We start from the raw sequence: 18,147 nt of genomic DNA, 5'->3' as shown, positions 1-18,147 counted from the left end.
GTTCTCTTGTGTTCGATCCCCAATCGAGTATAAGCGGAGGTGTTCTCCTGTATTCGATCCCCAATCGAGTATGAGCGGAGGCGTTCTCTTGTGTTCGATCCCCGATCGAGTATAAGCAGAGGCGTTCTCTTGTATTCGATCCCCGATCGAGTATAAGCGGTGGCGTTCTCTTGTATTCGATTCCTGATCGAGTATAAGCGGAGGCGTTCTCTTGTATTCGATTCCCGATCGAGTATAAGCGGTGGCGTTCTCTTGTATTCGATTCCTGATCGAGTATAAGCGGAGGCGTTCTCTTGTACCCGATCCCCAATCGAGTATAAGCGGAGGCGTTCTCTTGTATTCGATCCCCGATCGAGTATAAGCAGAGGCGTTCTCTTGTATTCGATCCCTGATCGAGTATAAGCGGAGGCGTTCTCTTGTATTCGATCCCCGATCGAGTATAAGCGGAGGCGTTCTCTTGTATTCGATCCCCAATCGAGTATAAGCGGAGGCGTTCTCTTGTATTCGATTCCTGATCGAGTATGAGCGGGGGGGTTCTCTTGTGTTCGATTCCCGATCGAGTATAAGCGGGGTGCCTGGCACATACCCGATCCCTGATCGAGGATGAACGTTTCAACTAAAAAACTGCAGGCCCGTCATTTATCATGACTATGCCTGCAGTCTGCAACACTTCGACTCCGAAAGATCACATTTCCTTCATCAGCGCTTCGTTCTTCTCGGCGAAAATATCATTGTGCGAAGATACCATGCCTTCTGTGACGGGCTCCTGGGTGATGAAGGCTTTGGCATGGTTAGCGGCCTGGGCGGCTTCGGTGAAACAACCGGCAATAAGTTTTACTTTATTATCGTAGATGACCTGATCACCGCATGCGAAAATTCCTGCTACGGGAGTGTCGACGATATTGTTTGTTTTCAGCATCTGATGTTCATTGAAATCGAAATCGGCTTCCATAGCTTCCAGAAAGCCGCAGTTGGAATCATAGCCGTGACTGACTAATACGTCATCGACCGCCACGTGCGAGCCGTCATCCAAAAAGACGTATTCAATCGCATTTTCCTGCTCATTGGCAATTAACCGGTCGATACATTTTCCTGGTTTAATCGTGATTTCCTTCTTATAAAGACCTTCGACCATTGCCTCATGCCCCCGCATTTCATCGCTTCTGAAAATGAGTGTCACGGAGGCTGCGATATCTGCCAGTGCTGATGCCCAGTCTATGGCGGAATTTCCTGCACCTGAAATCAATACATGTCTGTCTTTGAACCGGCTGAATTTCTTTACGGTGTAGTGAAGATTAGTCATTTCAAACTTATCTGCGCCTTCAATATTCAATTTTACAGGGGTGAAAATTCCGCGGCCTGAAGCGATGATGATTGATTTACTGTAAAATATGCCGTTATCCGTGATCGTTTCAAAATACTTTTCATGTTTATGGATCATTTCGCAAGTTGTCGATGTATGCATTCTAGCATTGAACGTTTTAGCCTGTCTTACCATGTCATCTTTTATATCTGTTGCGGCTGCTGGCGGTACGCCGCCAATATCCCAGACGATTTTTTCCGGATATATATTGAGCTTACCCCCCAGTTCCGGGTGGTGCTCGATGAGTTCGACATTCAGTCCTCTTAATCCGGAGTAAAAACTGGCATACAACCCGGCGGGTCCGCCGCCGATAATCAGCGTATCGGAAATACTCATGACCGTCCCTCTTTTCAATTGAAAATATAATTATTATGATATATTATAAACGCATTGAGAATGATTATCAACGAAGATATCGAGAATATCGGATGATTTTCAAAAAATTATTTTATTAAGAGGAGAAAATGGGATGAAAAAATACATAACATTATTGGCAGCCGCAATTTTACTGGTTGTCTCTGCATGTGGCAATGAAGAAATATCCACGGAGGAAGCCGGCAGCGGGGGATCTGATGAATCGAATATGGTGCCTTATACCACTGATGGAGGCGAAGAGATAGAAATTCCCGAGGATCCGCAGCGCATCGTTGTACTGGCCACCAGTTATTTTGGCAACCTGAAACAGCTGGATGCAAATGTTGTCGGCGTTGGAAATGATGTTGAAAACAGCGAGGTGCTCGGCCCGATGACTGAGGATGTTGAATTGTTGGAACCCGGTAATGTGGAGCAGGTGATGAACCTTGACCCGGATCTGATCATCACTTTCGCTTCTGATGAAAATCTGGATAAATTAAAAGCGGTTGCACCGACGATACCTGTGGATTACAATAGTTGGAATTACCTGGATATCCATGAGGAACTGGGAAGGATTGTCGGTAAGGAAGAAGAGGCCGGACAATGGGTAGAAGATTGGGAGGCTGAACTTGCTGAAGACAAGGAAACGGTTCAACAGGCGGTCGGAGAAGATGCAACTGCCAGTGTGATTGAACAGTATGCCAAGGATATTTATGTCTACGGTACAAACTGGGGCCGAGGCACTGAAATCATTTACCAGGGGCTCGGACTCGGCGTCCCTCAGAAAATACAGGATGAGGTTGTAGAAAGCGGATGGGAGAGTATCTCCGCAGAAGAGATAGAGGAATATGCCGGGGACTATATGTTTGTCGGTTCCGGTGACGGCGGTGCGGACAATGCTTATAGGGATACGGCGGTATGGAATAACTTGGATGCGGTGGAAAACGACCGGGTCACCGAGTTTGATTCCCAGACATTCTACTACAATGATCCATATTCACTCGAACATCAGAAAGAAATAATCGTTGATGCATTGACGAAATAATTCAGGCAGGTGTCGAAAATGACGAATGTTACTCTAAAAGATATAGATGTGGAACTCAATGAAAGAAAAATATTGAATAATATAAACCTGGAACTGATGGAAGGGAAAGTCACGACGATCATTGGCCCCAATGGCTGCGGCAAGTCTACGATGCTCAAAACGATTTCAAGAATCATTTCAGCGAAAGAAGGCGGTGTGTATATCAATGACATGAATATCCGCCAGATGAAATCGAAAGAGGTCGCCAAAAAAGTCAGCATATTGTCGCAGAGAAACGGGCTTCAATACGATATTCCGGTGAAAGATCTGGTCAGTTTCAGCAGGTACCCGCATCTGAAGAGATTCCAGAGTCTGAAACCGGCGGATTATGAAATCATCGAGTGGGCGCTGGAAGAAACGGGGGCCGTCGAATTCAAGGAACGTATGATGAGTGAGCTTTCGGGCGGTCAGGCGCAGCGCGTCTGGATCAGCCTGCTGCTGGCACAGGAAGCGGATGTCCTCCTGCTTGATGAACCGACCACGTTTTTGGATATCCACCATCAGCTGGAAACGTTGAATATTGTTAAAAGGCTGAATGACGATGCCCGTCAGACAGTGGTCATGGTGCTCCATGATATCAATCATGCTATTAAATATTCGGATAACCTCGTCATCATGAAAGCGGGGGAAATCATCACGACCGGGCATCCAAATGAAGTGTTAACCAATGGTATTCTTAATGATGTATTCAACATAAACGGAAAAATTTCCATTGATCCCATAACAAATAAACCCATTCTTGCGGACTATGATCTGTTCTGTGAAACCGTCAAAGGTGTCAAATATGGATCGTAGATGGTACCCGATGCCCGTCATTCTGATGGGCGTCTTTATTTCATTCATCGCTGCGATGATGTTTGGGGCCGACAGTTATGCTTTTTCGGATATCTGGCATGTCATCTTCAATCTGGATATGACACTGCAATCCCATCAGATTTTATATGAAATACGCATGCCGAGAGTGCTGGCTGCCCTTGTCGCAGGTTTCATGATCAGTGTCTCCGGGCTTGTGCTGCAATCCGTGACCCATAATGTCTTGAGTGAGCCCAGCATTCTGGGGATAAACGCTGGGGCCAATCTGGCAATCATACTGGCGGCACTCATTATTCCGGCGGTATCATTTGCCGGTATCATGGTAAGCGGTTTTATCGGGGGTATGGCCGTAGGACTTGTGATACTGGGCGTGACCCGTCACAGGTCTCCCCTGCATCTGATATTGGCCGGCGCGGGTATCTCTTTATTCATCTATGCGATTACGGATTTTTTGGTATTGGCGAACGATATGGGGCAGTATGTGGCATTCTTTACCGCAGGCGGCGTTGCCGGGCAGTCCATGGGCAACCTGGCTATTGTGGTGCCGGTTGCCATCCTGCTGGTCACAGGACTGTACTTGATGGCTAAAGAACTCGATGTGCTGCTGTTTGGAGATGAAATGGCTCTGTCCCTGGGTCAGAACCGCGCGCTCTATTCATGGCTCACTCTGATTATTGCTATCATGCTGGCGAGTGTTGCGGTTTCGATGGTCGGAAACGTAGTATTCCTTGGACTGCTCGTGCCGCATATTGTGAAAATGATATTCGGCAATATGCACAGATTCACAATAATATATTCCGGGCTCTTCGGGGCGACCATTTTTGCATTATCAGATATGCTTGCAAGAATATTCAACGAGACGCCGGTGAATGCAGTCATCGCAATGATCGGTCTGCCTTTCTTCATCTACATCATCAAGAAGAGAGGTGGACAGTATGCATAATACGCGGAAATTTACCATCGTGATTCTGCTGCTTGCTGCTGTGATCATCACCACATTGGTGACGGGTACTTTCAGTCTCAGTTTCAATGACCTTTTAAGCCTGCTCACCGCTCAGGCCGGCCAGGACGTACAGCTTGTAATGTTTGAATTCAGAATGCCCCGGCTGCTGATTACGCTCATCTGCGGGGCGGCGCTCGCGATCAGCGGGCTAATACTGCAAGCTGTATCAAAGAACGCACTGGCCGATCCGGGGATTATCGGGGTAAATGCAGGCAGCGGCTTTGGTGTTGTACTGTTCATCACGTTTATCAGCGGTTCCATGGATCAGCAATTATATATGCTCCCGCTCATGAGTTTCATCGGGGGGCTGTTGATCGTTCTGCTCATATTCGCTCTGTCATTCGCCGGCGGGGCATTCAAAAGTAATATTTTCATCCTGATCGGTATTGCGACAGCGATGGGGGTGACGGGATTTGTGTACGTGTTCACCTCAATGTTTGATGACACACAGATGGAAATGCTGAACCGATATTTCGCCGGTAATATATGGGGCGACACATGGCCGTTCGTCTGGATCTCTGTACCTTATATCCTCCTGATCATGGCATTTGTCTTTTTCAGAATACGGGAGATGAGCATGCTGAACCTGGATGATGAAATGCTGACGGGTTTTGGCATGAATGTCAATAAAGAAAAAATCATCCTGATTGTCCTTTCTGCAATGCTCTCCAGTCTGGCAGTCAGCGTGTGCGGCGCCATCAGTTTTATCGGTTTGATCGCACCGCATATTTCAAGGCTGATGTTCGGTCAGAATATGAAACTGCTCTTTTTCTCAAGCATCCTGATCGGCTCGCTTCTCCTCACAGGTGCAGATCTGATCGGCAAGCTGATAATGGCGCCAATGGTCATCCCCGCGGGTATTGTTGTATCGCTGATTGGCGGGCCTTACTTCCTGAGGCTGCTGTTTAAAACAGGCAGGGTCTAAACTAAAGCGGACTCAGAAAAAACCTGCCCGTTTCAATTGACTTTATCGATTGAATGGGTGTAAGTTGCAATTAAGTTTATTCTTAGGAAATTTATTTTCCAGCATACAAACACTTGAATCAGGGAAGAGATCATTAACGCATAAGAGTAGAAAGGAGGGGGGAGGTCTTGACTATTAAGACCATTGGAAAATTCAGCTTTGCAGCATTTTTCATGATCATCACTTTCTTGATGGTATTTAATACTGATGACGTTTCTGCCAATACTGCCAGCTTGGACCGCATGATTGAAATACGTGATAATGATAACAGCTATGACCAGCAGGAAGCTCAGGCAATGATCAACAGACTGGATAACATCGATGATCGCATTTTAAATCACACTGACCGTGCAGGGGTTCAAATTGTGCTGATGGATATGCCTCTGACTCAGCTGCAGGAATTTGAGCATCTGGCAGGGGTGACGCCCAGAGGCTGGGAGAACACCGGCAGAACCTGGGAGGATGTCCCCGGGGCCGGCGGATATACGACAGCTGCAAGAATCGGTTACAGTGAACCCGGGAATGGCCATTCAACAATCAATCTCGAACTGCATGAATTTGCTCACGCAGTGGATAGTTATGCTGCCGGCTTCACAGTCAGCGATTCGGCATATTTCCAGGAACTGATGGCTAGTGAGAAAAATGCGCTATTCAGTGATCATAATGTGCCGGAATATTTTGATACCCCAAGTGAATATTTTGCTGAAGTTTTCGCAATGTACTACCTGGGTGGTGAGCAGCGTCAAAAACTGGCTGACCGTGCGCCGGAGACCTATCACTTTATCAGCACTTTCCATAACAGACTCGTGACGATTGATAATGTCACCGGTAACACTGCAGAGTTTTCATGGGACGGACTGGAAAATGCAGAGCAATATGAAATCTATCGCAATGATGAACGCATTGATACGACAACAAAAACAAGCTATGAAGATGAAGACCTGGATAGTTCGACAAACTATGATTATTATGTCAGGGCGCTGGATTCGAATGGCGACCCGCTTCTGACAACCTACTTTAGATCGATGACTACACAGGCAACGGATGATGCACAGGATACAGAACTTGAACCGCTGGAAACGGCAATTTCAGAAGCCGAAAATCTCAGTGAAGCAGAACGTTCGCCGGAAACTGAGCAGGCACTGGACAATGCCAATGAAGTGTTGAACAATGAAGAAAGTTCCCAGGAAGAAGTAGATGAAGCTGCCGAAGCACTTCAGTCTGCTGTGGAAAACAACGATGAAGAAGCCAATGTCGCTGAAAATCAAACGGAAGAATCCTCTGGGGAAGAAACTACAGAAGAAGTGACAGAGGAAAGCACTGAAGAAGCAGCGACTGAAGAACCAACAGAGGAGAGTACCGAGGAAGAGACGACCGAAGAACCGACAGCGGAGGAAACAGAACAATCTGCTGAGTCCGTCGATACCGATGAAGAAAGTCAGCAGGCTGACTCAGGGCTTAACATGGTGATGATTTTTGCGGGGGTCATACTGCTAATCCTTGCCATTGTTTCTGGATTCATCATCTGGTCGAGAAGGAAATAATACTGAATGGGGAGCCTGAGTCACTCAGGCTTCTTTTTGCATATAGATACCTTTATCGTAAAATGTATCCTATCATGGAATGAATGGGAATCATCTAAATCTTTACCGAAGGAAGTTGAACCGCTTGGAACTATTGATGATTATTTTACCGGTATTTCTGGTTTTTGCGACCGGATATGTCGCACAAAAAATGCTTCATATGGATATTAAGTCCATATCGGCGATGTCTTTATACATATTGCTGCCGATACTGACATTCAACACATTCTATAATAATGAAATGACGATAGATTATCTGTATCTGTTCGTGTACTCGCTGATCATTACAGTGATACTTGCAGTCATCACCATCATTTTTGGATATTTTATGAAGTCGTCCAAAGAGGATGTCTCGGCCATGATGCTCGGGACACTTTTTCCCAACAGCGGCAATTACGGTTCACCGGTCGTCTTATTTGCGCTGGGGGCAACGGCATTTGACTACGCCATCGTGCTGATGGTGCTGCATGGCTTCATCATCAGTACGGTGGGGATATTCATCGCTTCATATGGGAACGGGGCAGTAATTTCAGTGAAAGATGCCATCATCAGCATATTCAGGGTGCCTGTCATTTACGGTGCCATTTTCGGCGTGATCTTCCAGGTTTCGAATGTACAGATAGATGAAAAGCTGATGGATATTCTGAATATGACAGGGAATGCGGCCATTCCGGTCGTCATGTTGATATTGGGCATGCAGCTGGCACAGATTACAAAAGAAAAATTTGATCTGAAAGACATCACTAACGTGACAATTATACGCATGCTCATCTCACCGATTGTCGCGATGGTCCTCGTCCTGTTCATGCCGGTGGATGAAACGATGAAAATGGTATTCGTTATTCTGAATGCGATGCCGATTGCAGCGAATTCCACCATGCTTGCAGTTCAGTTTAATGTGAAACCGAATGTGGTTTCTTTCTCAACACTCATCACCACGCTGATCAGTCTGATTACCATACCGATATGTTTATATTTGATAGGGATTTAAAGCCGGGCAAATACACTCGGCTTTTTTCTATGTCTTTGTTAACAATAAAGAAATTTCAGAAAATAACTTGACAATCAAACAGGTCTATTATAGAGTATCAATATGTTAATTGTTAACATTTCAGAAAATTTATAAGGTGCGGGATTCATATGATAATTAATCGGAATATTTCTACGCAGGTCGTTGATCATTTACGTAAGGAGATCATCCTTGGCAGATATCAGGAAGGGGAGCCGCTGGTTGAAACATCAGTGTCAAAGGAACTGGGTGTCAGCAGAGGGCCTGTCAGGGAAGCGATCAGTAAGTTATCATCTGAAAATCTGATCGAGAAATTCTCAAATGGCAGAAACGCAGTCGTCGGTTTCGAATTGGAGGATATACGCAACTTATATGACACCCGGATATTATTGGAGAATCACGCACTCAGCCAGATTACTGAAGCATCTTACTCTGAAGCCAGGGAAAAATTACTGCACTTTATCAAGCAGATGGAAGAAGCGGATTATTATGAACAACGGGATGTTGAAACGGATCTTGCCTTTCATCACCAGCTGGTTAAAATGTCAGGCAACAAAAGCCTGCGCCTGCTATGGTCTGCCCAGCGGGACATTTTTAGGACGCTGATAGACATTACGAGTGAAGTGACATTTACCAATCAGCCGGAAATTATCAATCAACATATTGAGATTGTGAAAACGCTTGATGAAGGGAACGTAGAAGCGGCGCAAAATTTATTGAAAACGCATTTATCAGAAGCCTGTGACCATTGTTGCAGAGGGAAAAAATTAATTTAGAGAGGGAGATTGAGATGAGCGAAAAGATAAAATGTGCCATTATCGGCTCCGGGAATATCGGAACCGATCTAATGATGAAACTACTCAGGAGCGAGCACCTGGAAGTGACTGCGCTGATTGGTATCGATCCTGAATCGAAAGGTTTAAAAAGGGCGGAAGCGTACGGTTTGACTGCCATTTCAAACGGTATTGAAGGCTTGAAGGAAAATCCTGAGCTGGCGGATGTGGTGTATGAAGCGACTTCTGCCAAAGCACATATGCACAATGCACCTGTCCTCAAATCACTTGGGATGAAAGCGGTGGACTTGACACCCGCTGCTATCGGCCCGTTCCTGGTACCGGCCGTTAACCTGCGGGAAGAAGAAATTCCGCACATGGATAATGTCAATATGGTGACGTGCGGCGGGCAGGCAACGATTCCGATGGTCCATGCAGTCTCCAAAGTCCTCGATGTGGACTATGCGGAGATTGTGGCATCGATTTCCAGCCAGAGTGCCGGTCCGGGGACGAGACAGAATATTGATGAATTCACTGAAACGACGGCCGCAGCCATCAAGGAAGTCGGCGGTGCCAGGGATTCCAAAGCGATCATTACACTGAATCCGGCAGATCCGCCAATTCTGATGAGAAATACAATCCACGTGCAGACTGCGGGAGATGCTGAGTCTAAAAGTGAAGAGATCATGCAGTCACTGGACCAGATGCTAACAACTGTGCAGGGTTACGTACCGGGTTACCGGTATAAAGCTTCCCCAGTCATCAAAGGGAACGTTGTCACCATTTCAGTCGAAGTGGAAGGCAATGGAGATTTCCTGCCGGAATATGCCGGGAACCTGGACATTATCACTTCTGCAGCTGTCAGAACTGGTGAAGTGATTGCGAAAAGTCTCGCCAGCAAAGGAGTGGCAAAATAATGAGTCAGAAAATAATTATCAATGATGTAACACTGCGCGATGGAATGCATGCGATCCGGCATCAGTATTCGAGGGAACAGATTGCGGAGCTCACTCGGCTTATTGACAGTTCCGGCTCGGATATTATCGAAGCGACCCATGGTGACGGCCTCGGAGGCAGTTCGATTCAGTATGGTTTTTCCAAAGAGGACGAGGAGACGATTATAAAAACTGCGGTTGAAAATGCAGATCATGCGAAAATCGCCGTATTGCTTCTGCCCGGAATTGGTGTCATCGAAGATTTAGAGCGCGCACATGGTTTTGGGGCGCAGGTTGCACGGGTGGCGACACATTGTACAGAAGCCGATGTCTCCGAACAGCATATCGGTAAAGCGGCTGCCCTCGGCATGGATACTGTCGGATTTCTGATGATGTCCCATCGCACGACGCCGGAGAATCTGTTGGAAGAGGCGAAGAAAATGGAAGCCTACGGCGCGCAGACGATCTATGTGGTGGACTCCGCAGGCGCATTGACCATGGACGATACCAGAGCACGGATTGCACTCTTTAAAGAGCATCTCAGTGACAGTACAACCATCGGTTTCCATGGGCATAATAATCTGTCCCTCGGTGTGGCAAATTCAATTGCCGCCATTGAAACAGGGGCACAGCGCATCGATGCAAGCCTGGCCGGTATGGGCGCCGGAGCCGGCAACACAGCCACTGAACAGCTGGCGGCAGTGATGAACCGGATGGGTATCGAACACAATCTGGATCTATACAAAACAATGGATGCCGCTGAAAATGTCATGAAACCGATGATGGAACGACCGGTACAGATTGACCGGCTGTCACTGACCCTCGGCTATACCGGTGTGTATTCGAGTTTCCTGCTCTTCGCTGAAAGAGCCGGCAAAGAGTACGGCGTAGATGCCAGGGATATATTGACCCGGATTGCTGAAATGGGGGCAGTCGGCGGTCAGGAAGACTGGATCATCGGTGTGGCACAGGATCTGGCACAAGAAAAGAAAGTACATTCATAAATAAGTTATAATAATTAATAAGCTCAAGACATACAGTCTTGAGCTTATTTACCGAGATTATAAATGAGGTGTGTATATGGTTAAAGTGACAGTGGAAGATAAGACGCTCGGAGAGCATGAGGTAACAGGCCATGAGCGCAAAATAATATCAACGGCTAATTCGATGGGAATATTAAGATCACAGGTGGCCAAACACATTGGAATTGACAGAATGGATAGCTTTTTATTTCAATTCGGATGGGAAATGGGACGGTCTGACGGCAAGGAACTGCTGAAAGCATATGATTCTTTGGAACAGCTGGTCATCGACGGACCGATTAAACATATTGCTTCCGGGCACATCGGAGGCGTCGATCACAGATGCGACATCGAATACAATGAAGATGGATCCCTCAAAACATTGACCGGCAGAGGAGAATGGTTTGACTCCTATGAAGTCGAGCAGCATTTGAATCATTTTGGATATTCGGAGACCCCGGTATGTCATACATTGGCAGGCTACTCAAGCGGTTTCATGTCTACAATCTTCAACAAACCATTGACCGGCTGGCAGCAGATGCCGGACATCAGTTAGGTGTCTCCAAAGTGGCGAAGGTCGATTATCAGAAAAAGAAAATCAGTTCGACCCGTATCCGGGCGGCCATTATAGCGGGCAGGGTGTCGGAAGTCAGACAGCTTCTCGGCAGAAAATATACTACCCGGGCAACGGTTTCAAACGGACGTCTGTGCCTTAAGGAACATTACCTGCTGCCCCGGGATGGCATATATGATTGTTTGATTGATACAGGCAGCAAACGGCACCGCACCCAGATTTATGTGGATCAGGATGCACATAAAATCTCATTCACGAAGCAGAAGCAGTGCTTACTGAATGAGATAGACCAGCTTGACATTGCCATTACATGGGAGAAACGGATCGCGTCCCATTCTTTCTACCAAATGGCTGCACAATAGGAGGCGATGACAAAAATGCTAAATGTAAAAGAACTGGGACTTGAAATTTATCATGCAGAGAAAAATAGACATGCGATTGCTCCGTTTACCGAGGAATTTCCTGGTCTTACCGTTGATGAGGCCTATGCTGCGCAACTCCAGTATGTGGATAAAAGAGTCGCGGACGGGGCAAAGATTAAAGGAAAGAAGATCGGCCTGACGAGCAAAGCTATGCAGGACATGCTCGGCGTGGACCGCCCGGACTACGGGCATATCTTTGATGACATGATTTTCAGTGAAACAGAAGCCATTGATACTTCAAACTACATTGCCCCGAGAGTGGAGTTTGAGATTGCTTTTATCCTGAAAGAAAATATTGACGGTAAAAATGTGACGCTTGAAACAGTGAAAGATGCTATCGATTATGTAATTCCTGCCGCTGAGCTGATCGACAGCCGCATTAAGGACTGGAAGATCAAATTTGAAGACACAGTGTCAGATAATGGCTCTTCCGCCGGAGCGGTCATCGGCAAACAGCATGTGAAACTGGGGAATATCGACTTGCCGTCGGTGAAGATGGAGGTCTTCAAAAACGGGGAGCGGCTCGATGAAGGGTACGGTTCAGCAGTACTGGGGAACCCACTTGAAGCCGTCGTCTGGCTGGCCAGAGAGTTGGCACAATACGACATTACCCTCAAAGCCGGCGAAGTCGTCCTGGCCGGAGCCCTGACGAAAGCTGTGGATGTCAGCAGCGGCGATCAGTTTAAAGCCATGTTTGACGGATTGGGAGAAGTGGAGATCTCATTTTCATAGCAATCATAAGCATAATAGCTCCCCCGCCGAACTGATATGCTCCCTTTGCAGGGGCCAGAGAATGATAAAATTCTCTGGCCCCTGCAAAGGGAGATTTTTGATGCCTAAAAAAGCTGCAAAATATAAGTTAGATGAAAAGATCAATATAGTATCCACCGTATTGGGCCCCCTCCAATGTAAATAAGCCTGCCGCCTCTGGTAAATGAATCTATCACGGATGAAGCCGCTTTTTCGATTTGGTCGATTTCTTTATCTGCGGCATGCGGTACAGTTTTATCCTCTTCGTTCAATGTTCCGGGTACTCATTTCATTCAAATTCATGGTCTTATCATTACGGTCTTCGGTTATCTTTGTCGTTTTGTTGTATGATTTCATACGTTTGGTTTAAATGGGCTAAAGAACTGTCGTAATCTTCATATGCGCACGCCGTATAAAGCATGTCGACCACATTTAACGAAGCAATTCTTGATGACATGGCAGCACTCCGGAATTCATCTTCCTGGGCGGCAACAAATAATACGACATCTGCGATGCTGCTCAAATGAGTATCTGCATATTTCGTAATCGCGATCACTTTTGTCCCTTTGGACTGTGCAATTTTCACACAGTCAATAATTTGACGGGTTTCACCTGAATACGAAATGGCAACTGCAACATCATCACTATCCAGATTGACAGCGGATACTTTTTGCATATGAAAGTCACTGTAAGCTGTGCAGGTCTTATTAATGCGCATGAATTTTTGAATCGCGTCATAAGCGATCAAAAAACTGGAACCCACCCCATAAAAGTCAATTTTCTTGGCTTTAATCAAGTATTTATATGCTGCTGCAAATTGGTCTTTTTGTATTAATTGCAGTGAACTGTACAATGATTGGATATTGGTTTGGGTGATGACAGACATCATTTTATCGACAGAGTCGTCGGCGGATAATGTTTCTTGTTCCAAGTTGTGTAAGCTGATCACCGCCAGGTCTCCGGATAGTTTCAGTTTGAAATCTTTAAATCCGTTGTAGCCCAGTGTATGACTGTAACGCATAACTGCAGAAGGACTGGCATAACTGGCGTCCGCCAGCTGTTTGACAGTCATTGTGACTGCTTTTTGCGGATGATTTAAAATATACGCCCCGACAGCCCCTTCTGATGGTTTCACATAGTTAAGCGATTCTCTTACTTTATAAAGGATACCTTCCACTATGAACACCTCCAGACTATATAAGTTAGCGATTTCAATATAATGGTATATCTCATGGTATAAAAATCAATATTTTAATGTAAATCGGTATCGAGTTTCAAATTTTGCGGAAGGGAGTGAGCAGAAAAATAATACAATATAAGGTTGGTTGTCAAACAATGCTTTTGAAAAAATAATGTTTCTTATTTGACGATAAATATATATAAAACTTAACTTCCAAATTTTACAAAAAAGGAATTACAATTTGCACAATATTATGCTAGAGTATCAGATAAGTATATCAAATTAGGTAAATTGTATGATGTCAATTTTCTTCCTTGTGTCCGGCGGGGAGACATCATTCAATTTGAATGGGAGTGGCATATGTATTCAGTAACAAAACATATCAGAAGTCAACGGGGCTCATTTAGTCGTAAGGAAAAATTGATTGCCGATTATATATTAAACAATCGTGATTCGTTTCTTAATGCAAGTATTGCAGAAAACGCGTTGAATATAGGGGTCAGCCAGGCAAGCATCACAAAGTTTTCCAAGAAGATCGGTTTGAAGGGCTTACGTTCTTTGAAAGTAGACCTGGCCAAAGAACATACGCGGCCGGAGAGGGAAGTTTACTCCAAATCTTTGTCGACGGAAGATGAGATTAATGATTCCCTGGATAAAGCTTTGAATAATACAATTAGTGCGTTATACAGCACACATAAGACAGTGAATTACGCAGAGATAGAACACGCGGCAGAGGCGCTGGCAAATGCCTCTGAAGTTGTGCTGTTTGGCATCGGTGCATCACGGGTGCCGAGTGACGATCTGTTTTTGAAATTGATGAGAATTGGTATCAAAGCAGTCGTGCCCTTTGACAATCACGTCCTGCTTACTAAAATCCCGGTGCTGGAAAAAGGAGCAGCTGTCGTAATATTTTCAACTTCCGGCAGAACAAAAGAAGTTATCGATATCCTTAAACGATGCCGCAGCAACGATGTGACGACGATACTCGTGACTCAGTCCATCAGCTCTCCGGCCAGAAATATAGCAGACATCGTACTCAGTACTTCTCTTGAAGAGAATAACGTCAGAATCGGTACGATGACAGCGAGGATTTCACAGCTGTTTCTGGTGGATGCCCTATTTATGAGAACAGCCATTAAATCCGGGGATGATATTTTCGAGAAGATTGACACGACCCATGATGCGGTACAGGACTATAAGATGGATGATGAATGAAGAAGTACCGGATAATCCATCCGGTACTTTTTCATCGATTAACTCCCATTTAATTTTCTTCTTTGACATCTTTCTTGTAGTATTTGCCCGATTTGAAGAATTCATCCTTCAACTCAGCAATTTTTGGTGACATGAGTATAACGGCGATGACGTTTGGCAGGATGACAAAGAACAGGGTCAGGTCAAGGAAGGCCCATAGGATGGTTGCCCCGCCGACCGCACCGATTACGATCGATATGACATAAATTGCTTTCATCACTTGTCCGGCCCAAAGACCGAATAAGTATTCCGCCTGTCTGGCACCATAAAATACAACAACAGTAATTGTGGAGAAGACGAAGAATATCAGGGAGATGGAGATGAGGGAACTGCCGAAAGTCCCGAATGTTTCCCCAAATGCTCTGGCCGTCAGTGCTTCACGTACGCTGTCGTTCGCCGCGTCATCATGTTGCCATACGCCTGAAATGATGACGACCATTCCGGTCACTGTACAAATAACCAGTGTATCGATGATGATTTCGATGACTGTCCAGAATGCCTGCCTGACTGGATGATCAGTTTTGGCTGCAGCGTGCGCAATGGAGGAAGTGCCGATGCCCGCTTCATTGCTGTAGATGCCGCGGGCGAAGCCCCAGCGGATGGTTTCTGCAAGGACTGCACCGGCACCGCCGCCCAGTGCGGCTGATGGATTGAATGCTTCTGTAAATATCAGTGCAATGGCATCCGGGATTTGAGGGGCATTCATTATAATCAGTAAAAGACCGGCCAGTATATATAATAATGCCATAAACGGCACCAATGCTGAAGTCACTCTAGCGACGCGTTTTACCCCGCCGAAGACGACAATTGCGACTACAAGTGCTATAGCGGTCCCGGTAACCCACGGACTGAGTGAAAATGATTCTTCAATCGTGCTCGCAACGGAATTACTTTGTACCATGATGCTTGGAATAAGTTCAATCATCAGGAATACGGCATACCATGTAGCAAGAATTTTACCAAGCAGCGGCCATTTGATCCCTTTTCTCATATAGTAGGTCGGTCCGCCGACGTATTCTCCGATTTCATTTTTCTCCCGGTAATGCATGCCGAGAACAGTTTCCCCGAATTTCAACGACATGCCGACAACAGCAATGACCCACATCCAGAAGACGGCGCCGGGACCTCCCATCATGATCGCCACCGGCACACCGACAATGTTGGCAGCACCGATTGTGGAAGACAATGCTGTGGTCAAAGACTGGAAGGGAGTGATGGTCCCTTCCCCTTTGGATTTTTTCCCGACCTTGCCAAGCGTCTGTTTAAAGATGTAAAGGGGATATCTGAACTGGAAAAATTTCAGCTTGAATGTCAGGTAGAGACTCGTGAAAAAGAGCATAAGGATAATTGGATATCCCCAGAGGAAGTCCGAGATTGCTGTAATGATTTCCATAGAAAACCCCTTTGCATTATTATTTATATGAATTAATATTTATACATACTATGATATTACCTGGCAATGAAAAAATTTTCAACCATTTTTACCAGCAGTTTAGGGGTGGTTTCGAAGGCATTTTCCTTATGCAGTCTTTCTGTCAGTTTATGGGCATCTTTGCCATAGGGGCCGATATTGATAAAAGGCACCTGGAATTTCTGCATTTCTTCAAAAGGAACAGTATAGGTCATCCCCCACACCGGTGTATTGTCTTTATAGGTTTCCCAGCTGTCGTCATGGCTGTCATAAGTGACGTAGCTCAGGTCAGAAATTCCATTGAAATAATGAACTTCAATCGGATGGATGCCATAGTTTTCTCCCAGATAGGTTTGCGTAAAACGGACAATGTCTTGTACCAGCCCGCTTTCCGATGCGTTAACGGAAGGATAAAAAGGCGGAGCGAAAAATGTGACTGCGAGCGGTACGAGTTCTTTGGACCGGGTAATCATCCGGTCGGCAATCCGCATCGATTTCTCCCGGTCATCGAGGTCATCCCTGCTGACATATTCACTGATGATCGACTCTGTCTCCTCACGCCCCAGTTTTTCCAGTGTATACTGATGAAGCGCATCATATGTCATTGTGTCTATATGACCAACAGGTGTTATATTTTCCCGGGTACATATATTTTCATATTGCGACTGGCATGCCTCCATCGCTTCTTTGACGATTGAATGATATTTGGTGAAAATATCATCCACATTCTGTTCCATCATGAACACATTATAAAGGGCGGCCACATGATTGGATGTCTGAGTGTTATAATCTTCCTTCAAATCGTAATTTTTCAAAGTGACTGGCAGCGGCGTCTGCTCGTCATACGCGGTTTCTGTAAATGCATCCGTGAATTCCATCCTCTGGTTCAGAAAAGATGACATATAATGGGCATTTAAACCGCTCAACGGTTCTCCGGCATGGGTTTCCACGCCGTAGAAGAGAGCGGACGGCATAATTTTTCCGATGGACCCCGAATAGATATAATAGTTCGGATCCTCCGGCTTTTGTGAAAAACTTGGCTCACTGTTCAGGAATAAGGAAAACGACAAACCGTGCTTTTCTCTCAATTGATCCAGATTTTCCATTGCTGAGCGCATGCCCGCCGAATCGACCTCTTCATCCGGAACAGTCAGCAGGAGAATATTCACTGGCCAATCCTCTTTGTAAGCCTTCTCAATTAGATGCATGTGAAGTGTCAGCCCCATCTTCATATCCATTGTGCCCCGGCCGAAAAGATACTCATCCGAAAAGATATCCGTCTGAATGTTTTGGGGGAAATCGTCCGTAATTTTCTTGAAATAGTCTGTAAGTTCACGGGGCGCACAGGCCAGATGGCTGGCAGCACCGTATTCCTTTGTATGTACTGTGTCAAAGTGGCTCATCAGAACGATTGTATCCTCAGACTTCTCGGTTTTATACAACGCAGAAATTGCGTTGCGGCCGCCGCCGGCTTCGTACATTTCCAAATATTCCGGCTGATGCCAAAAGTAATCGAGTTTAAACAGCTCTTCTTTCAGTCTGAATGGAAAGCGCACTTCCCCTTCAGTACCACTTCTGGACTCCCATGAAACCAGGCGGCAGATAAGGTCTTCGAGCTGTTCCTTTGTTTCCCAGTTCATTAAAACATCCTCT

General features: G+C 45.8%; 17 protein-coding genes and 1 pseudogene. 13 read left to right on the top strand and 5 right to left on the bottom strand.

Translation table 11 applies throughout. From position 1 onward, the window contains the following. Positions 1-685: 685 nt before the first annotated feature. Positions 686-1,699 (bottom strand): NAD(P)/FAD-dependent oxidoreductase, encoded by a 1,014-nt coding sequence (locus G343_RS0106715; RefSeq protein ID WP_020007360.1) that lies wholly within the window; start codon positions 1,697-1,699, stop codon positions 686-688. A gap of 133 nt (positions 1,700-1,832) precedes the next feature. On the opposite strand from G343_RS0106715, the gene G343_RS0106710 reads away from it, so the two are divergent. From G343_RS0106710 to G343_RS0106660, 12 genes are all read left to right on the top strand, one after another. Continuing rightward, on the top strand, positions 1,833-2,762 hold the full coding sequence (locus tag G343_RS0106710) for an ABC transporter substrate-binding protein (RefSeq protein WP_020007359.1): 930 nt from the start codon (positions 1,833-1,835) through the stop codon (positions 2,760-2,762). 18 nt (positions 2,763-2,780) lie between these two features. Beyond that, the gene (locus G343_RS0106705; RefSeq protein ID WP_020007358.1) at positions 2,781-3,596 is read left to right on the top strand and encodes an ABC transporter ATP-binding protein; all 816 of its coding nucleotides are present in this window, start codon (positions 2,781-2,783) and stop codon (positions 3,594-3,596) included. Continuing rightward, positions 3,586-4,557: a FecCD family ABC transporter permease gene (locus G343_RS0106700; RefSeq protein ID WP_020007357.1), complete on the top strand. Its 972-nt coding sequence runs from the start codon at positions 3,586-3,588 to the stop codon at positions 4,555-4,557. The genes G343_RS0106705 and G343_RS0106700 overlap by 11 nt, the downstream gene beginning before the upstream one ends. Next, the gene (locus tag G343_RS0106695) at positions 4,550-5,542 is read left to right on the top strand and encodes a FecCD family ABC transporter permease (RefSeq protein ID WP_020007356.1); all 993 of its coding nucleotides are present in this window, start codon (positions 4,550-4,552) and stop codon (positions 5,540-5,542) included. The genes G343_RS0106700 and G343_RS0106695 overlap by 8 nt, the downstream gene beginning before the upstream one ends. 167 nt (positions 5,543-5,709) lie before the next feature. Beyond that, complete coding sequence (locus tag G343_RS0106690; protein WP_020007355.1) at positions 5,710-7,125, top strand: anthrax toxin lethal factor-related metalloendopeptidase; 1,416 nt, start codon at positions 5,710-5,712, stop codon at positions 7,123-7,125. 124 nt (positions 7,126-7,249) lie between these two features. Then, on the top strand, positions 7,250-8,155 hold the full coding sequence (locus tag G343_RS0106685) for an AEC family transporter (RefSeq protein WP_020007354.1): 906 nt from the start codon (positions 7,250-7,252) through the stop codon (positions 8,153-8,155). Between the two features lie 149 nt (positions 8,156-8,304). Beyond that, positions 8,305-8,949 (top strand): GntR family transcriptional regulator, encoded by a 645-nt coding sequence (locus tag G343_RS0106680; protein WP_020007353.1) that lies wholly within the window; start codon positions 8,305-8,307, stop codon positions 8,947-8,949. 14 nt (positions 8,950-8,963) lie between these two features. Beyond that, positions 8,964-9,863, top strand: coding sequence for an acetaldehyde dehydrogenase (acetylating) (locus G343_RS0106675; protein ID WP_020007352.1), 900 nt, complete (start codon positions 8,964-8,966; stop codon positions 9,861-9,863). Further along, entirely contained in the window at positions 9,863-10,885 is a 1,023-nt protein-coding gene (gene dmpG, locus G343_RS0106670; RefSeq protein WP_020007351.1) for a 4-hydroxy-2-oxovalerate aldolase, read from the top strand. Before G343_RS0106675 ends, dmpG begins: the two co-directional genes overlap by 1 nt. Positions 10,886-10,961: 76 nt before the next feature. Beyond that, positions 10,962-11,459: a XylR N-terminal domain-containing protein gene (locus G343_RS14975; protein ID WP_020007350.1), complete on the top strand. Its 498-nt coding sequence runs from the start codon at positions 10,962-10,964 to the stop codon at positions 11,457-11,459. Then, positions 11,366-11,839 carry a hypothetical protein gene (locus tag G343_RS14790; protein WP_156823583.1) on the top strand — a complete coding sequence of 158 codons (474 nt, stop codon included), beginning with the start codon at positions 11,366-11,368 and terminating at the stop codon, positions 11,837-11,839. Before G343_RS14975 ends, G343_RS14790 begins: the two co-directional genes overlap by 94 nt. A 15-nt stretch (positions 11,840-11,854) precedes the next feature. Further along, positions 11,855-12,631, top strand: a complete 777-nt coding sequence (locus tag G343_RS0106660) for a 2-keto-4-pentenoate hydratase (protein ID WP_020007348.1) — start codon at positions 11,855-11,857, stop codon at positions 12,629-12,631. A 164-nt stretch (positions 12,632-12,795) separates the two neighbouring features. Here the strand turns inward: G343_RS0106660 and murQ are convergent. After that, a pseudogene (gene murQ / locus G343_RS15740) lies at positions 12,796-13,006 on the bottom strand (N-acetylmuramic acid 6-phosphate etherase); the annotation flags it as partial. Next, on the bottom strand, positions 12,963-13,826 hold the full coding sequence (locus G343_RS0106650; protein WP_020007346.1) for a MurR/RpiR family transcriptional regulator: 864 nt from the start codon (positions 13,824-13,826) through the stop codon (positions 12,963-12,965). The pseudogene murQ and the gene G343_RS0106650, both read right to left, overlap by 44 nt. 363 nt (positions 13,827-14,189) lie before the next feature. On the opposite strand from G343_RS0106650, the gene G343_RS0106645 reads away from it, so the two are divergent. Next, a complete protein-coding gene (locus G343_RS0106645; protein WP_020007345.1) occupies positions 14,190-15,044 on the top strand; it encodes a MurR/RpiR family transcriptional regulator in 855 nt (284 codons plus the stop codon). A gap of 49 nt (positions 15,045-15,093) precedes the next feature. Here the strand turns inward: G343_RS0106645 and G343_RS0106640 are convergent, their stop codons facing one another. Together G343_RS0106640 and G343_RS0106635 are read right to left on the bottom strand one after the other, a co-directional pair. Then, entirely contained in the window at positions 15,094-16,476 is a 1,383-nt protein-coding gene (locus G343_RS0106640) for an alanine/glycine:cation symporter family protein (RefSeq protein ID WP_020007344.1), read from the bottom strand. Between the two features lie 56 nt (positions 16,477-16,532). Then, on the bottom strand, positions 16,533-18,134 hold the full coding sequence (locus tag G343_RS0106635; RefSeq protein WP_020007343.1) for a M20/M25/M40 family metallo-hydrolase: 1,602 nt from the start codon (positions 18,132-18,134) through the stop codon (positions 16,533-16,535). Positions 18,135-18,147 lie beyond the last annotated feature (13 nt).

This window comes from Salinicoccus albus DSM 19776 (genome assembly GCF_000385175.1).
Lineage (GTDB): Bacteria > Bacillota > Bacilli > Staphylococcales > Salinicoccaceae > Salinicoccus > Salinicoccus albus.
This window is presented reverse-complemented; position numbering and strand designations above follow the sequence as displayed.